The sequence below is a fragment of the Corynebacterium yudongzhengii genome (assembly GCF_003065405.1).
GTDB lineage: Bacteria > Actinomycetota > Actinomycetes > Mycobacteriales > Mycobacteriaceae > Corynebacterium > Corynebacterium yudongzhengii.
Genome location: NZ_CP026947.1, coordinates 887406 through 904341, shown reverse-complemented (window position 1 = coordinate 904341; position 16936 = coordinate 887406). Strand labels below are relative to the sequence as shown.

11 protein-coding genes and 1 pseudogene are annotated in these 16936 nt (G+C 65.0%); all 12 read right to left on the bottom strand.

Annotation, left to right across the window (positions count from 1 at the left end; genetic code table 11):
- Positions 1 to 123 precede the first annotated feature (123 nt).
- The 12 genes and pseudogenes from C3B44_RS04150 to smc all read right to left on the bottom strand — a co-directional run bounded on the left by C3B44_RS04150 (position 124) and on the right by smc (position 16936).
- Entirely contained in the window at positions 124 to 1281 is a 1158-nt protein-coding gene (locus C3B44_RS04150; RefSeq protein ID WP_108431273.1) for an ornithine cyclodeaminase family protein, read from the bottom strand.
- A 757-nt stretch (positions 1282 to 2038) separates the two neighbouring features.
- Complete coding sequence (gene ffh, locus C3B44_RS04145; protein WP_108431272.1) at positions 2039 to 3703, bottom strand: signal recognition particle protein; 1665 nt, start codon at positions 3701 to 3703, stop codon at positions 2039 to 2041.
- Between the two features lie 114 nt (positions 3704 to 3817).
- Positions 3818 to 4120 (bottom strand): annotated as a pseudogene (locus C3B44_RS04140) (P-II family nitrogen regulator); the annotation flags it as partial.
- 82 nt (positions 4121 to 4202) lie between these two features.
- The gene (locus C3B44_RS04135; RefSeq protein ID WP_108431270.1) at positions 4203 to 4553 is read right to left on the bottom strand and encodes a cation:proton antiporter; all 351 of its coding nucleotides are present in this window, start codon (positions 4551 to 4553) and stop codon (positions 4203 to 4205) included.
- A complete protein-coding gene (locus C3B44_RS04130) occupies positions 4550 to 4804 on the bottom strand; it encodes an MrpF/PhaF family protein (protein WP_108431269.1) in 255 nt (84 codons plus the stop codon). Before C3B44_RS04130 ends, C3B44_RS04135 begins: the two co-directional genes overlap by 4 nt.
- A gap of 1 nt (position 4805) precedes the next feature.
- Complete coding sequence (locus C3B44_RS04125; RefSeq protein WP_108431268.1) at positions 4806 to 5183, bottom strand: Na+/H+ antiporter subunit E; 378 nt, start codon at positions 5181 to 5183, stop codon at positions 4806 to 4808.
- Positions 5180 to 6811, bottom strand: a complete 1632-nt coding sequence (locus C3B44_RS04120; RefSeq protein WP_108431267.1) for a monovalent cation/H+ antiporter subunit D family protein — start codon at positions 6809 to 6811, stop codon at positions 5180 to 5182. Before C3B44_RS04120 ends, C3B44_RS04125 begins: the two co-directional genes overlap by 4 nt.
- The gene (locus C3B44_RS04115; RefSeq protein ID WP_108431266.1) at positions 6811 to 7170 is read right to left on the bottom strand and encodes a cation:proton antiporter subunit C; all 360 of its coding nucleotides are present in this window, start codon (positions 7168 to 7170) and stop codon (positions 6811 to 6813) included. The genes C3B44_RS04120 and C3B44_RS04115 overlap by 1 nt, the downstream gene beginning before the upstream one ends.
- 3 nt (positions 7171 to 7173) lie before the next feature.
- Entirely contained in the window at positions 7174 to 10173 is a 3000-nt protein-coding gene (locus C3B44_RS04110) for a DUF4040 family protein (RefSeq protein WP_108431265.1), read from the bottom strand.
- A 1004-nt stretch (positions 10174 to 11177) separates the two neighbouring features.
- Positions 11178 to 11840 carry a hypothetical protein gene (locus C3B44_RS11630; protein ID WP_146183476.1) on the bottom strand — a complete coding sequence of 221 codons (663 nt, stop codon included), beginning with the start codon at positions 11838 to 11840 and terminating at the stop codon, positions 11178 to 11180.
- A gap of 132 nt (positions 11841 to 11972) precedes the next feature.
- Positions 11973 to 13433, bottom strand: coding sequence for a signal recognition particle-docking protein FtsY (gene ftsY / locus C3B44_RS04105; protein ID WP_108431264.1), 1461 nt, complete (start codon positions 13431 to 13433; stop codon positions 11973 to 11975).
- A 29-nt stretch (positions 13434 to 13462) separates the two neighbouring features.
- On the bottom strand, positions 13463 to 16936 hold the full coding sequence (gene smc / locus C3B44_RS04100; RefSeq protein WP_108431263.1) for a chromosome segregation protein SMC: 3474 nt from the start codon (positions 16934 to 16936) through the stop codon (positions 13463 to 13465).

Genomic DNA, 16936 nt, shown 5'->3' with positions numbered 1-16936 from the left:
AGGAAAACCAGCGTGCTGACCATCCTATGCAATTTTTGCGATCTAGGTATGAAAAATCCCCCCATAAAGCGGGGGGGGACTTATAAATTCGGGTTGCGACGGACTGCCCGCCGCGGGCAACGGTTAGCTCAACCGCGGGGTATCCCAGAGATCGAGCACGGTGCCGATGTCGTTCTTCGCCGCGTAATCATAGAGGTCAGAGGCCCAGGCGACGTCCTCGACCGGCATGCCACCGATGGAGTACAGGAAGATCTGCTCGTCGTTCTCCCGGCCCTTGGCCTTGCCGGAGGCGATGTCACCGATGTTGACGAGCTTCTCGTCCGAGATCGTGCCCTCTTCCTTCATGTCCCACCAGCGGTTGCCCGGGATGCCGAGAAGATCCTCGTAGGTCACGCCGGGGCCGTTTTCGTGGAACCACTCGGAGTACAGGCCGTCGTAGTCCAGCACCAGGTTGGACTTATCGGAGGCGACATAGTCGTCGTCGAAGCGGGCGGCGGCCGGAGCCAGCACCAGGGCGCCCGGCTTCAGCCACTCGGTCTTGAAGTACGGGAAGTCCTTCGGACCGCCCTTCGACGTCGAGGTGCCGGCGATGAGAATGTCGGAGCCTTCGATGGCCTCCTGCTCGGAGTCGACGACCTGGACGTCGAGATCCGGGAAGGACTCCGCGTACCAGTCGGCGGCGCGCTGGGTGGAGCCCGCGCTGCGCCCCTTGACCTTCACGGTCTTGATCGACGGGCGCTGCGAGATGGACGAGGCCAGGATGGTGCGGCTCATGACGCCGGGGCCGATGATGCCGACGGTCTCCGCGTTCTCGACGGCGAGGTGCTTCACACCGACGGCCGGGACCGCACCGGTGCGGTAGGCCGACAGGGTGTTCGCGGACATGATCGCCAGCGGGGCGCCGGTATCAGCGTCATTGAGGACGAAGACGTGGATGGAGCGCGGCAGCTCGCGGTTACGGTTCTCGGCGTTCGAGCCGTACCACTTCACGCCGGCGCGGCGGAAGCGTCCGCCCAGGTAGGCGGGCATGGCCATGAAGCGACGGTCCGGACCGTCTTCCGGCATGCCTTCGTGCTCGGGCTTTTCCGGGAAGTTGATCTGGGCACCGTGGGAGTTCGCGGATGCGCCCGCCATACGGTAGTCGCCCTCGGCGAGCAGGATCAAGGTTTCTTCCATCACCTCGACACAGCGTCCGGTGTCAGCGACACCGGCCTCGATCATTTCTTCCTCGTTCAGGTACAGGAAATCGATCTTGGGAAGTTCGGGGGCTGTGAAGCTCATGAATCCTTTCCGGTCTCAGTCGCCGCGGACTCGCTCCGCCCGGCAGCCAGTGAAAACCGTTTAATTGGCGTGAAAATATAAGTTGGAGTTTTGTCTCCACCCGCCACGATACGGACAAACGGCCCCATATGCTCGAAATTTCAAACATTCCACACGAAAGGGTGGGTCGTAGCGGTAGCGTCGTACCTGACTTGGCCCACCCTTTTGCTTGTCTGCAGAACTGCGGGGAGCTCACCAGAGGGACTGATGAGACCAGTGAGGCGACCGGCTGGTGAAATCGCGCACTTGTCCGGCAGTACGTTCATAGTGCTCTTACGCCGGTCGAATTCACCAACACTAAAGGAACCCGCAAACAGGCCTCCTTTCGACCTCGCGGGACTCCTTTCCGAGAGGGTGCTTTCGACCAGCGTAAGCGCGGCATGGCGACACAAACCTAGCAAACCACAATGACCCACCAGAGGGACCGATGAGACCAGTGAGGCGACCGGCTGGTGAAATCGCGCGCTTGTCCGACCGTGCGTTCATAGTTCTCTTGCGCTGGTCGAATTCACCAACACTAAAGGAGGTCGCAAACAGGCCTCCTTTCGACCTCGCGGGACTCCTTTCCGAGAGGGTGCTTTCGACCGGACAAGGCCGGGCGAAGCCACGCGGACTTTAAAACGCCTTCAAAAACGCGCCAGTTACCAAGTGGTTTCCCCCTGCGTTCACTCCCAGCTGGGGTGTGCGCCACGGCTGGACCGGCCGAGGCGGACTGTACTTACTTCTTGCCGCGCAACCTCTCCATGGCGGCGTTGAAGTCGAGGTTGTCGAAGTCGATGTCCTCCGCACCCTCCGGCTTCTTAGGCTGCTTGTTGCCGGCCTGCCCAGCCTGGCCCGGCATACCGGGCATACCAGGCATGCCGGGCATCTGCCCGCCATCCATCTGCTCGGCCATCTTCTTCAGCTGATTCATATCCATGCCGGGCATACCGGGCATCTGCGGCATCTGCTGCCTCTGCCGGTTCTTCGGCGCCTTGCGCTTGCCCTTCTTGTTCTTGCGCCCCTTGGGCTTCTTCTTCGTCGCCGAACGCTTGGAACCGCCCATGCCCATCTGGCCGGCCATCTTGGACATCATCTTCTTCGCGTCGAAGAAGCGTTCCACCAGCTGGTTGACGTCCGAGACCTGCACGCCCGAACCGTTGGCGATGCGCTTGCGGCGCGAGGCGTTGAGGATCTTCGGGTTGTCGCGTTCCTCGGGCGTCATGCCGCGGATGATGGCCTGGATGCGGTCGAGCTGCTTCTCGTCGACCATGTCGGCCATCTGGTTCATCTGCTTGCCGCCGGGCAGCATCTTCAGGAGGTTGCCCAGCGGGCCCATCCGCCGGATCATCATGAGCTGATCCAGGAAGTCGGTCAGGGTCAGCTCGCCGCTGCCGAGCTTCGCCGCCGCCTTCTCGGCTTTCTGCTGGTCCATGACCGACTCGGCCTGCTCGATGAGGCTGAGCACGTCACCCATGCCGAGGATACGGCTGGCCATGCGCTCGGGGTGGAAGACGTCGAAGGCGTCGAGCTTCTCACCCGTGGAGGCGTACAGGATCGGCTTGCCGGTGACCTCACGGATCGACAGTGCGGCACCACCGCGGGCGTCGCCGTCGAGCTTCGTGAGCACCACGCCGGTAAAGTCCACGCCCTCGGCGAAGGCCTGGGCGGTGGTCACGGCATCCTGGCCGATCATGGCATCGATGACGAAGAGGACCTCGTCCGGGTCGACGGCGTCGCGGATGTTGCGGGCCTGGGTCATGAGGGTTTCGTCGATGCCCAGGCGGCCGGCGGTATCGATGATGACCACGTCGTGCTGGGTGCGCCGCGCCTCGTTGATGCCGCGCTGCGCGACCTGCACCGGATCCCCGTGGGAGGTTCCCAGCTCGTGGCCGGAGTCATCGAGGGTCGTGCCGGGATCCGGGGCGAAGGTGGGCACCTCGGCACGCTCGCCGACGATCTGCAGCTGCTGGACCGCTCCCGGGCGCTGCAGGTCACAGGCGACGAGCATCGGGGTATGGCCCTGCTTGGCCAGGTGCTTCGCCAGCTTGCCGGCCAGCGTCGTCTTACCGGCGCCCTGCAGGCCGGCGAGCATGATCACGGTCGGCGGGTTCTTCGCCAGCTGCAGCCGCCGGGTCTCCCCGCCGAGGATGCTGATGAGCTCCTCGTTGACGATCTTGACTACCTGCTGGGCCGGGTTCAGCGCGGCGGAGACCTCGGCGCCCCGCGCGCGCTCCTTGATGCGCTTGATGAAGGCACGCACGACCGGTAGCGAGACGTCGGCCTCGAGCAGTGCCAGGCGGATCTCACGGGCGGTGGCGTCGATATCCGCCTCGGTGAGCTTGCCCTTGCCGCGGAGCCCGGTGAGGGCGTTCGTTAGGCGATCGGACAGTGACTCAAACACTCTCGTATCTTCCTCGCGTGGTCGGGGTTAAAAGGAAAAAGTATCTCTCCTACCCTAGCGTGAACCCGCTGCGCTGGTCACATCCCCTTCCCACCGGCGCACGCGCGCGGGCCAGAGGGCGTCGTGGTCAGCCTCGCCGGTACGCACGCGCACGACGTGGTCGACGGGCGTGATCCAGATCTTTCCGTCGCCGGCCTTGCCGGTAAAAGCCCCACGGCACACAGCGTCGACGACGTCGTCGACTTGGTCGGCGGGCACGACGATCTCAATTCGGACCTTGGGCTGGAATCCGGCGGCGTGCAGCGAGCCATAGCCCTGTACCTCGCTGGCGGTCATGCCGTGCACGCCGAGCTGGGTGAGCTCGTCGCGCACCTTGGTCAAGATTTCCGGCTTGATTACTGCGGTGATCAGCTTCATGGTAGACACTCACTTTGCTCAACTATTAGGTGATCTACGTCACCATTAGTCTAGTGCGTGCCCACGGGCGCCGGTAGCGGTTTTAGTCGACGCATTCTTCGGAAAGCAGCTTGGTGTCGTCGAAAATCGGCTCGATCATCGGGGTCCGCCGCAACAGCGCCGCCCGGGCGATGAGGATGGAGCCGAGCGCCGAGGTACCTAGAAGCAGGATGATCGCGCCGACGGCCTTGAGCCCGTCGAGCCACTGCGGATCCTGCATCCAGACCCCGATAATCACGAGGATGATGCCGGAACCACCGGCGGTACCGATTACGGACAGTCGGGTATACACGTCGCGGAACTTCAACACACCGACGGCACAGATGCCGAAGATGATGGCGCCGAGGATGATGAGGATGTCGCCGAGTAACGCGACGATTTCTAAGAAGCTCATCGGATACCTCCCGTCAGTGCGCGCGCCAAAGAGATCGCGGAGATGAATCCGACGAGCGCGGCGACGAGCACGATGTCAAAGATATAGTTCGAGCCATTTTGGAATCCCAGCAGCGCGAGCAGCCCCACCACCGCGACCAGCAACAGGTCGGCGGCGGCCGCGCGGTCGGCGGCCGTCGGGCCGATGAGCATGCGGTAGGCGGCCGGGATACACGTGATTCCCAGGATGATCATTCCTACGATGATGGCCATGTCAGCGGGCTCCTTCGTTGTACCGCGGGAAGAGGGAGACGCCGTTGATCATGCGGTCTTCCATATCCCGGATCTCGTCGAGCAGTTCGGGCTCCGTCTGTGCGTACAGGCCGTGGACGTAGAGCACCCGCACCCCGGAGTCGGTGTCGCGGCCAGCGCCGACGACCAAGGTACCCGGCGTGATGGTGATCAGCGAGGCCAGCAGCACGTATTCCCAGTCGGAGAGGCTGTGGCACTCGTAGCGCCCGATACCGGGGTGCGCGTCGTTACCGGGGGTGACCACGTCGCGCACGATGTCGAAGTTCGATACCCAGAATTCCTTGAAGTACCACAGCCAGAAGGCGATGAAGCGGAAAGGATAGGTCAGGATGTTTTTCATGAGTTCTGCACCGCCTCGACGTAGGTGGAGGTATCCATGAGTCCTTCAGCGGCGGTCTCGGACCAGCCGAGGAGCACCTCGGCCCCCAGGCCGATGGCAATGGTCATGCCCGCCAGGATGACCGACGGGGCAGCCAAAAAGAAGCCGATGCGGCGCTCGTGCGGTGCCTCTTTTTCGACATCGTCGGTCTTTTCGGCGATGGCCACGCTTGCGGCGGTTGCGGCGGCGCCGGTCTCGGCTTCGGCCGCCTTGCGGGCGCGGCGTTCGCGCGCCTCTCGACGGGCCCGCGCCTGCGCACGCTTTTCCTCGTCCTTCTCGTCGCCCCAGAACATGCCGCCCCAGATCTTGAGCATGGACAGCAGAGTGATGATCGAGACCACCACCATGGTGATCAGCGCGAGCACCTCGCTGGCCTCCCACGTGGCAATCATCAGCGACGCCTTAGCCACGAAGCCCGAGAACGGCGGGATGCCGGCCAGCGAGAGCGCGGCGATGAAGAATGCAATGGCGATGATCGGCTCGCGCTTCGCGATGCCAGTAACCCGCCCGATCTGGCCGGAGCCATAGCGGACCTCGACGGCGCCGGTGGACATGAACAGCGAGGCCTTCACCAGCATGTGGTGGACGAGGTAGAAGATGCCGGCGGTCAGCCCCACCTGGGTGAACAGGGCCACACCCATGAGGATGTAGCCGAGCTGGCTGACCATGTGGAACACCAGGATGGACCGCGAGTGGAACTCGCCGACCGCCCCCATGACGCCGAAGAACATCGTGGCGGTGAACAGGGCGACGAAGACCCAGAGGAAGCGGTCGTCGCCGCCGAAGACCACGGCATAAAGGCGGTAAGTGATGTAGACGCCGACCTTGGTGTGCAGGCCGGAGAACAGCGCCGTGATCGCCGGCGAGGTGTAGTTGTAGGTCCGGGTCAGCCAGGTGTGGATCGGCACGACCGAGGCCTTGGTGAGCATGGCCAGCATGACCACGGCCATGGCGATGGCGACGGTATCGTCTTCCGCCGCGACGCCAGCGAGCTCGGCGAGGTTGACCGTGCCGGCGGTGCCGTAGACGAAGCCCACGCCGATCAACAGCACCGTGGAGGCCAGCAGGTTGGCGGAGATGTAGAGGCGCAGGCCGTCGACACGCTTGTCCGGGGCGCGCCGAGCCATCGTCAGGGCGTAGAGCCCGTAGGACGGCAGGAGCATGACCTCGATGAAGACGAAGAAGTTGAAGATATCCGCCGTGAGGATCGCGCCGTAGACACCGGTCATGAGGATCATGACGAGCGGGGCGAAGAAACGCTCCCGGTGCAGGCCGGAGGCCACCGCGAACCAGGCGCAGGTCAGCGCCAGGATCGTGGTGGTTAACAGCATTAAAGCGGAGAACATGTCGAGGACGAACGGGATCGCGATGCCCATCGGCCAGTTGGCGGTGCCGTGGGCGATCACCTCGCCATCGTCGACGCGGAAGATCAGCCCGATGGAGAAACCGAGCATCGCCAGAAGCGATACGAACATCAGCGCCGTCTGGAGCACGTAGGTGCGCCCCAGCAGGATCATCACGCCGGCCATCAACAGTGGGCCGCCCGCGAGGACAGGCAGCAGGGCGCTCAGAGTGTCGTAGCTGAGCATCAGCTGTTCACCTCTTTTCGGTCGGCCTTATCGTCGGCAGGCTTCTCGGAATCCGCGGTGCGGGTGCGGTCATCGGACTTGCCGACGACCGCCGTGACCAGCATGACCACGGAGATCGAGAAGGAAATCACGATCGCGGTGAGTACGAACGCCTGCGGCAACGGGTCCGCGGCGGTGTCGGTGACCTGGTGGGTGCCGAAGGGCTCATCCCTCCAGGCCGTGCCACCGGCGGCCATGAGCACGAGGTTGGCCGCGTGGCTGAGCAGCATGAATCCTAAGACGATGCGCAACATCTCGCGGCGCATCATCAGGTACACGCCGCCGAACATCAGCAGAGCGGCAGACAGAGCGAGAGTCATAGGTCAGTTCCTTTCTGCCGTATCGGTGGCTTCGGTGGCATCGGAGGACTCCTCGGGGTCTTCCGGCACGGTGTCGAAGACGTAGTCGCCGTCCTCGTCGAGCACCGGGCCCGCCTCGCCGGTGTCGGCGCCGGCGTCGCCGTCGAAGTTTTCCCGTTGGCGACGACGCGAACGGTGCAGGTGCTCGCGCGTCTTACCGAGCGTCGGGCGGTGCGGGTGGCCAAGGTGGCTATCCGGGCTGAAGCCGCGCGAGTCGGCTGTGCCGAGCAGGTTGACCGAGGCCACGACCAGGCCGATGACGCCGAGGTAGACGCCCAGGTCGAAGATCAGCGTGGAGGTGATCTCGGTGACGCCCAAGTTGATATCGAAAGGCGCCAGGAAGGAGCCTTCTAAGAAGCCGAACATGCCCGTGACCGCACCGACGGTCACGGCGGCGCAGATCAGCGCACTGTAGGAGACGCCGAGGCGGCCCTCGTCGTCAGACGGCGCCGCGAGGTACATGAGCATCAACCCCGCGCCGGCAACCAGGGCGGCGACGAAGCCACCGCCGGTCTCGTAGTGGCCGCGGAGGAACAGCAGCGCCGACATACCGACGATGATCGGGCCGATGAGATACAGCGAGGTCTTGAGGAAGACCGCGTTCTCGCGCGGCGGGGCGATCGGGGATTCGATGTCCAAATCGGCGTCGTGCGGGCGCGAGAGCGGGCGCGAGGCGACGAGCACCGCAATCACAAGCCCCGCCACCCCGAGCACGGTCAGCTCGCCGAAGGTATCGAGTGCACGGAAGTCCACCAGGATGGTGTTGACGATGTTGGAGCCACCGGTCTCGTTCTCCGCGCTGCGCAGGTAGTACTCGGCGGCGTCCGACTTCTCGCGGCGGCCGGTCAGGGCGACGATGGCGATGAAGGTCGCCAGCGCCATGCCGGCGGCGAGCGCCATGGACAGCGACTCGTTGGAACGCCCCTCGGACTTGAACGCCGAGGGCAGGCGATGCAGCACGAGCACCATCACGACGACGGTGAGCACCTCAACGGTCAGCTGGGTGGTCGCTACGTCGGCGGCGCCGAGGGCGTAGAACCACAGGGTCATCGAGAAGCCCACGATCGAGACGACGATGATGACCGTCAACCGCGAGTTCGCGCGGATGGCGGCGGCGACGCCGACGGCGATCAGGCCGGTCATCACCCAGTCGGAGGTACGCGAGGGGTCGCCGACGATCTCCGGCAGGTCGGTGATCATGAGCATGCCGACGAAAGCGATGAGGACGAGCAGCACCATCGGGGCCGCGAGGTGGCGGCGCATCGAGGTGGTACCCGACAGGCGGGTGATGTAGCCGCCGGCTTCGATAATGCCGGCGCGGATGCTCTCCACCGCGCCCAAGCCGGAGATCGGCGACATCGAGCGCGACAGCAGACCGCGGACGATGTCGAGGCGGCGGACAAACAGGGCGCCAACGACGATGATGAGCGCCGACAAGCCGAGCGCCAGGTTGAAACCGTGCCACAGGGCGAGTCCCGGCTCGTATTCCGCGCCGTTGGCGGCGAGCACGGCGTCGGCCACCGGGTGCTCGAGAATCTGCGGCACCAGGCCCACCACAATGGTGACGCCCGCCAGCAGCAACGGAACCATCCAGAACAGGAAGGGGCCCTCGTGGACCTCCTTCGGTTCGGTGCTGGCCGCGTCGATCTCTTTCCGACGCATGCCGAACACACCCATGATGATGCGGGCGGAGTAGACGAAGGTCATGATCGAGGTGATGACGACCACGCCGGCGAAAATAACGGTGTAGTCGGCGTCCGGGACCGGCAGATCGAGGGTGGCCTCGATGAGCTTCTCCTTGGACACGAAACCAGCCAAGGGTGGGATACCGGCCATGGACGCCGCCGTGATGACGGTGAGTGTTTTGGTGACCGGCAGTTTCATGCGCATCTGCCGCAGCTTGCTGAAGCGCCTCGTACCGGCCTCGTGGTCGACGATGCCGATCAACATAAACAGAGCCGCCTTGAAGGTGGCGTGCGCGATGGTGTGGACGATCGCTGCGGTCAGTGCGCCTTCGAAAGCCAGGCCGATGGTGAATGTGAGAAGGCCGAGCTGGCTCATGGTCGAGTACGCGAGGACCTCCTTGAGGTCGTCGCGCTTGACCGCGGTCATGGCGCCGAACACGGCCGTGACCGCACCGGAGACAATGAGCAGAATCTGCCACCAGAACAGATCGCTGAACAGCGGCGAGTAGCGCAGCATCAGGTAGATGCCGGCCTTAACCATGGCGGCGGCATGCAGATAGGCAGACACCGGCGAGATCGCCGCCATGGAGTCCGGCAGCCAGGCCTGGAAGGGGAACTGCGCGGACTTCGTGAACGCGGCGATGGCCACGAGGATCGCCACGGTTACCAGCATGGCGGGCTGCTCGTCCCACGACTCAGAGGTCAGCACCTCGGAGAGCCGAGTGGTGCCGGTGGTCACGATCATGATGACCGTGGCGGTGAGCAGCAGCAAGCCACCGAACACGGTGACCAAAAGGGTGCGCACCGCTGGGGCACGTCCGCCGAAGCCGCCGGTCATGGCGATGAGGAAGAACGAGCACAGGGTGGTCAGTTCCCAGGCGACATAGAAAACGATGAGGTCATCTGTCAGTACCAGAAGCGTCATCGCGGCGGCGAAGCCGGTGATGAAGAACCAGAAACCCACGTTGTGACCCGGCGAAAGGTACCGAGTCGAATACATTACCACACCAGCGCCAATGATGAGCACCAGCATGAGGAAGACCAAGGACAGACCGTCGAAGCGGAACGCCAAGTCCACCCCGAGGGTGGGCATCCACTGGTGGGTCTCTGTGTACGGTCCGCTTCCCCCGGTGGTCGACTGATAGGTACGCGCCGCGATCACGGCGCTGACGATCAGCGGAATGGCGAGCACCCATCCAGCGTTTCGTCCCAATAGTCGATCCAGCAGGGGCGCCGCGGCCACTGTGAGGGCGAGGATCGCCACTATCAGGGCTAGCATTTGTTCGACGCTCTCCTGGAAGGTCTCGATGGGGCAGTTTGACTCATCGGGACTAGATACCTACGAAGCGCTCGCCGGCATCGCGGAGTAGAGCGCACCCCGCGACACGGGCGCAGAACTCCGGAAGCATCCAACCCGGAAATGAATGTCTCACCTGATCGTCACAGCGCGGCGATGATTCGCAGGATCTCGCAGGCACGCCGATTGCGAACGGCAGGATCCCCTCAAAGATTACACAGTAACCTCTTGAAAGCTAATGTAAGCCCCTCTCCTCACCGCGGGCGTACGGCATCCCTCCAGCAAAGCGCTCGTGGACGCGGGAAAGAATGAGAATTATCACACCCGCACTACGAGCAGCGGGCAGCCCGCGTGGGCGAAGAGTAGCGTAGGTTGCGAAATTCACTCTTTACTCTGGGGTCCTGCACGCTTGGATGAAGAAGGAATTGCTGGACCGCCACCCTAGGCTACCGGCCTAGATGAAGAAACGAAACACCATCTCCGTGGCTACGCCGCCGCATAGTACGGAGCAGGTTGTTACGCACGTGCGTAATCGGAAATCAATGGATCCCGGGAACTCATAGGCACGCGGGACGCACTGTCACCTGCGCCGTGCGGCGAACACTGATGCCGCCGCGTTTGGGGGGGGTGCTGAGAGCCGAGGAGTCTGCTGCGCCGCCGAGGCTGGGACGTGACGGCCAAAGCCGGATGGCTTTTACCAACTACCCGAAAAAGTCGCTACCGTCATGCCGGAGAAGCTCTACCAACAAACCGCATCTGACACTTATGCCGCCGCATCGTGAGAAGCGGGTTTTTACGCACGTGCGTAAAAACCTTTGTCGGTTGACTTGGCTGGCGCTTGCGGGCGTCCCCGCTACCGGGTGCGCCGTGCGGCGAGCACTGGTGCCGCCGCACTCAAGGACTGCCCTCCCGTGATCTTCGACTCCTGCGACCTCAGCAAAGCGACTAAGCTACGGCCAATCAGCTGTCTGAATGACTCCTCGCTCCTAGTCGAGGACATAAGAACCGTTGAGCTCGCACACGCTGTAGTATTCCTGCAGCGCGTCGAAAAGTCCTGCGGACGCCCCATCAGCTTCCAAGATTTCTCCAGAGTAGCACGTGAACGCTTTACTCACGCCGTTCCTTCCATGGGGGCCATACGATTCCCAGCTAGTGCCGTTCCACCGAAGCAAAGCGAAGTGACTTGAATATGGTTGCGCGACGAAGTGCCACTGGCCGTCGCAATAAAGGCTCAATTCGTGGCTTCCGTCTTGAGGAAACGCATCCAAAGCGCAGCTTCCTAGTGACTCCGCTGTCTCTTCTTCGACAGTTTCAGATACGTCCTCAGTCGTTTCTACTTCTTCGCTCTCGACCTGCTCTGCGGTGGTTTCTTCCTCGGCGGGTGGCGCGGAGGTTTCGGTTTCGGATGGTGTGACCCCCGCTGCTACAGGGTCGGGATCGCCACCGTTTTCGCGAAGGGAACTCCATGCCCACACACCAACGGCGGCTACCGCCAGCACGACGGCGGTGACGACGAGTACGACTGTCCATCCCGAGGTCTGTTTTCTTGGCGGCGCTGACTGCGTCGAGCCTGCCCAGTCATAGCTGCCGTGCGCGTCTCCGGCACTGGGCTGCTCGTTCGACCACTGGGAGTCATTCGACCCTACCATGTCAACACCGCCTCGCTGCTGTGATCAGACGCATCGTCTTGTGCGCTCTAGACCATAATGTATTCCGACCGCATTGTCTTAGGTTCAACTAGTGAACGTTGGATAGTTTTCTCAGGCGATGCTCCCCTGAGTTTAGTTCCCCAGCAGCGCGTCGACGAATCCTTCCACCTCGAATGGCGCGAGGTGATCGGCACCCTCACCAAGGCCGACGAGCTTGACCGGAACGCCGAGCTCCTCCTGGACCTTGAAGACGATGCCGCCCTTGGCGGTGCCATCCAGCTTGGTCAACACCACGCCGGTGATGTCGACGACCTCAGAGAACACCCGCGCCTGCATCAGGCCGTTTTGCCCGACGGTGGCGTCGATGACGAGGAGCACCTCGTCGACATGCGATTTCTTCTCGACGACGCGCTTCACCTTGCCCAGCTGATCCATAAGCCCGTGAGAGGTGTGCAGGCGGCCGGCGGTGTCGATGAGCACCACTTCGGCCTGCTCCTCCACACCGCGGGCGACGGCGTCGTAGGCGACCGACGCGGGATCGGCGCCCTCGGCGCCGCGGATGGTGGTCGCCCCGACGCGGCGACCCCAGGTCTCCAGCTGGTCGGCGGCCGCGGCGCGGAAGGTATCGGCGGCGCCGAGCAGCACCTTGTGCCCCATCGCGACGAGCACGCGGGCGAGCTTGCCCGTCGTCGTGGTCTTGCCCGTGCCGTTAACGCCGACGACGAGCACGACGGCCGGCTTCCCGTCGACCGGCATCGCCTTGACCGAGCGGTCGAGCTCCGGCCGGCCGGCCTCGATGAGGGTTTCGCGCAGCATCTCGCGGGCTTCCTTTTCGGAGCTGACGCCGCGCTCGGCGATCTTCGTGCGCAGATTCTCGGTGACCTTGGCGGTCAGCTCTGCGCCGAGATCAGCCATGATGAGGGTGTCCTCGATCTCCTCCCAGGCGTCTTCGTCGAGGTCACCAGCGGTAAGGATGCCGAGCAGCCCCTGGCCGATCGCGTTCTGCGAACGCGACAGCTGCCCACGCAAACGCCCGATGCGGCCGGTGGCCGGGGCGATGTCGTCGAGCGGCTCGGGCGGCGGAGCAGGCTCGCCTTCCGGCACGGGGGTCTGCTCGACGGCCTCGTCGACCCCCTCGGCGGTGGCCTGCGCGGCGGTCGCGGCCTCCTCGGCCTCGGCGCGATCCACCTCCGCCTCCGGCTTCACCTCCGGTTCCGGTTCCACCTCCGCCTCAGGCTCGGGCTCCGCCTCAGCGTGCTCGGTGGTCAGCTCGGAGCCCTCGCTGACGGGGCCTTCGGCGATGTGCTTCTCGACGACCGGCTCCTCACTCGTCGCCGCCGGCTCGTCGCGCTGTGCCGGCTGGGGCTGGCGCCGCTCGTCGGCCTCACTCTTGATGGCGGAGGCGAAGTTGAATCCCCCGGCGGCCTGGTAGTTTCCGGACTTTTCCTGCTGGGTCAGCTCGCGCGGTTCCTCCTGCTTTGCGAAGCTGACCGCCTTGTCCTTCTTACGCTTGCCGCCGACGACGATGATGCCGATGATGATCAGCACGACCACGGCGGCGGCAATAATTATCCAGAGCAGAGTTTGATCCATGCCCCTATAGTGTCACCTCCGGAAGGTTTTCACACCCCCGCGCCCGGTGCTTGGCCCTCCGGGTTCATGCGCTGGGACAGCACGCGGGTGATCCCGTCGCCGCGCATGGTCACACCGTAGAGGACGTTGGCGACGTCCATCGTCGGTTTCTGGTGGGTGATGACGATCAGCTGCGAGTCCTTGCGGAGCTCTTCGAAGAGGGCGATCAGGCGGCGGAGGTTGACGTCGTCAAGCGCGGCTTCCACCTCGTCCATCACGTAGAACGGGCTGGGCCGCGCCCGGAAGATGGCCACCAGCAAAGCGAGCGCGGTGAGGGATTTCTCGCCGCCGGAAAGCAGCGATAAGCGCTTGACTTTCTTGCCCGGCGGGCGGGCTTCGACCTCGATGCCGGTGGTGAGCATGTCCTCGGGCTCGGTGAGCACGAGCCGGCCTTCGCCGCCCGGAAACAGGGTGTCGAAGACCTTGGGGAATTCCTTTTCGACATCCGCCCAGGCGTCGGTAAAAAGCTGCAGGATCTGCGCGTCCACGTCCTCGATGACTTGGGTGAGATCGCGGCGGGCGCGGAGGACGTCGTCCAACTGGGTGGCCAGGAAGTCGTAGCGCTCCTCCTGCGCGCGGTACTCCTCGAGCGCCAGCGGGTTGACCTTACCGAGTGAGCGCAGGTCCTTCTCCGCCTGCTTCTGGCGGGCTTTTTCGGCGGCGCGGTCGAAGTCCTCACCGGGGGTGTAGTCGCGCAGGAGGTCGCTGATCGGCACGCCGAGCTGTTCGACGATCTTGCCCTCCGCCTCATCGACGCGCACCTGCGCCTGCGAGCGCGCGATCTCGGCGGAGTGCGCGTTCTCGGTGAGCTGGTCTACCTGCCGGCGCGCCGCCTGCACCTCGCTGCGCAGCCGGCTGACCTGCTGGTTGACCTCGCCCCGCTGGCGGGTCAGCTCGTCGCGCTGGTCGGTGGCACGCGAGAGGGCGTCGTCGGTACGCGCGGCGACATCCCGGGCGTGCTTGGCGACGGCCCCCGCCAGCTCCCCGGCCAACCGCCGCTTGGTCATCGCGCGCTCGTGGCGGGCTTTGGCCTCGCGCTCGTGTTCCGCTTGGCGACGCAACGCATCCCCTCGCCCCGCCTTCTGCCCGGCACGCTCGGTCGCCTGGCGGGCGGCGAGCTGCGCTTCGACCTCCATCGCCTTGATCTGGTTGAGAGCTTCGGCGGCGCGGTCGCGCTGCTCGGTGGAGGCTTCCTCGGGTTCGTCGTCGGCCTGCACGCGGGCGAGCCGGTCGCGGGTCTCCGCCAAGGAATCGCGCAGCTGCGCGAGGCTGGCTTCGGCGTCGGTGGCGCGTGCCGACGAGCGTTCGTGCTCCTTGCGGTTGGCCTCGTACTGTTTCTGCAGCCGCTTATGGTCGCGCTGCCAGGACTCGGCGACGGCGTCGTGTTCGCGCAGCGCCGCGGTCGCCGACGCCGCCGCCACGCGGGCTTCCTCCGCGGCGGTGCGCGCGCCTTCGAGGGTGCCGGCGAGTTCGTCGAGTCGGGCTTTGGCCTCCTCGAGCTCCGCGGTGGCCTGCTCGATCTGGGCGGAGGTCTCCACGCTCGAGGTAGAACCGGTACCGGCCTGGATCCAGCCTTCGCCGACAACGACGCCTTCCGCCGTCACCGCCCGCAGGCGCGGGTCTTGGTCGATGACGGCGAAGGCGGTATCCAGATCCGGAGCCACGACCACGTCCGCGAGCAGGCGGTTGATGGGGACGGCGAGGGAGTCGTCGATATGCACGCTATCCAGCAGCCAGTGGGTGCCGGCCGGCAGGTCGGCGTCCATGCGCCAGCTCTCCCCGACGAGCGAGTCGTCGATCACCACGGTGCGGGAGGCTTCGGCCAGCGTCGCGACGACCCCCTTCGTCGTCGACCCGCTCAGCGCCTCCGCGTGTGCACCCAGGGCCGCCGAGAGCGCGCGGGCGAGCGAGACGTCGGTGAGGCGGATGCGGTCGCTGACGGGGGCGAAGGTGTCGTCGAGAAGCTCCGAGGCCTGCAGACGCGGCGCGGATTCCTGGAGCGTGTCGATGCGCGCGCTCAGGCTATAGACGCTGCGTTCGCGCTGGCGCTGCTCGTCGCGCAGCTGGTCGAGACGCTTGTCCGCGGCTTGGGCTTCGGCGCTGGCGCGCACGTGGGCCTCGTGTAGCGGCTCACGCTGGGCGGCGAGATCGCGGATCGTCTGGGCGGCGTCGGCGACCTCCTTATCGGCCGCGCGGACGCGCTCGCGGGTCTCGGCGGCGGTGGCGCTGGCGCGCTCGATCTCCTGCTCGGCAGACGTGATCTGGCCGGTCAGCGACTCCTCCTGGGCCAGCAGGCGCACTACCCCTTCACGACGATCCGCAATCGCCCGCACCTGCGCCATGTGCTCGGCGTCGGCGGCGTCGAAGATCTCCTGCTTCTCGGCGACCTGCTCGCGAAGGTCCTCGAGTTTCTCGGCGGCGATCTCGGCTTCCTCGACGAGTTCGGCGTGCTCTTCGTCGGCACGCTGCGCCTGGGCCTCGAGGTCGTCCGGGTCAGGGCCGCGGTAGGCGGTCACAGTACCGGCGTTGTCCGCGCGTTCCTGAGCGATGCGCGTGGTGGCGGAGAGGCGTTCGGCGAGCGTCGATAAGCGAAACCACAGCTGCTGCGCCTCCTCCGCGGCCGGGGTGAGCTCCTCGAGGCGCTGCTCGGCGACCTGTTGATGGGCGGTGGCCTCGTCGAGACGCTCGCTGGCGGTCTCAACCTGGGCGTGCAGTTCCTCAGCGCGGGCGGTGTTCTTCTCGAGCTCCGCACGCAGCGTGACCACCCGATCCCCGGCGAGCTTCAGGCGCGCATCGCGCAGATCTGCCTGCACGGTCGCGGCCCGCTGGGCGGTCTCCGCCTGCCGCGCCAAAGGCTTCAGCTGCTTGCCGAGCTCATCCGTCAAATCCTGCAGCCGATCCAGGTTCGCCTGCATGCCCTGCAGCTTGCGCTGGGCCTTCTCCTTGCGACGCCGGTGCTTGAGCACACCCGCCGCTTCCTCGATATAGGCGCGGCGCTCCTCGGGACGGGAGGCGAGGATGTCGCCGAGCTTGTTCTGCCCGACCACGATGTGCATCTCACGCCCGATACCCGAATCGCTGAGCAGCTCCTGGATGTCCATGAGCCGCGCCTTGGCGCCGTTGATCTCGTACTCGCTGGCGCCGTCGCGGAACATGCGCCGCGTGATGGAGACCTCGGAGTACTCGATCGGCAGCTTGCCGTCGGTGTTGTCGATGGTGAGGGTAACCTCGGCGCGGCCCAGCGGCTTGCGATCGCCCGCGCCCGCAAAGATGACGTCCTGCATCTTGCCGCCGCGCAGGTTCTTCGCGCCCTGCTCCCCCATCACCCAGGTCAGGGCGTCGACCACGTTGGACTTGCCGGAACCGTTCGGCCCCACGACCGCACAGATTCCGGGTTCGAACTTCATGGTGGTCGCGGACGCGAACGACTTGAAGCCTCGAAGCGTCAGCGATTTCAGGTGCAC

What these genes read in the sequence shown, in the direction of transcription:
- C3B44_RS04150 (WP_108431273.1), bottom strand. Translation starts at nt 1,281, where the DNA reads ATGAGCTTCACAGCCCCCGAACTTCCCAAGATCGATTTCCTGTACCTG.
- C3B44_RS04135 (WP_108431270.1), bottom strand. Translation starts at nt 4,553, where the DNA reads ATGAGCTTCTTAGAAATCGTCGCGTTACTCGGCGACATCCTCATCATC.
- C3B44_RS04130 (WP_108431269.1), bottom strand. Translation starts at nt 4,804, where the DNA reads ATGGCCATCATCGTAGGAATGATCATCCTGGGAATCACGTGTATCCCG.
- C3B44_RS04125 (WP_108431268.1), bottom strand. Translation starts at nt 5,183, where the DNA reads ATGAAAAACATCCTGACCTATCCTTTCCGCTTCATCGCCTTCTGGCTG.
- C3B44_RS04120 (WP_108431267.1), bottom strand. Translation starts at nt 6,811, where the DNA reads ATGCTCAGCTACGACACTCTGAGCGCCCTGCTGCCTGTCCTCGCGGGC.
- C3B44_RS04115 (WP_108431266.1), bottom strand. Translation starts at nt 7,170, where the DNA reads ATGACTCTCGCTCTGTCTGCCGCTCTGCTGATGTTCGGCGGCGTGTAC.
- C3B44_RS04110 (WP_108431265.1), bottom strand. Translation starts at nt 10,173, where the DNA reads ATGCTAGCCCTGATAGTGGCGATCCTCGCCCTCACAGTGGCCGCGGCG.
- C3B44_RS11630 (WP_146183476.1), bottom strand. Translation starts at nt 11,840, where the DNA reads ATGGTAGGGTCGAATGACTCCCAGTGGTCGAACGAGCAGCCCAGTGCC.
- ftsY (WP_108431264.1), bottom strand. Translation starts at nt 13,433, where the DNA reads ATGGATCAAACTCTGCTCTGGATAATTATTGCCGCCGCCGTGGTCGTG.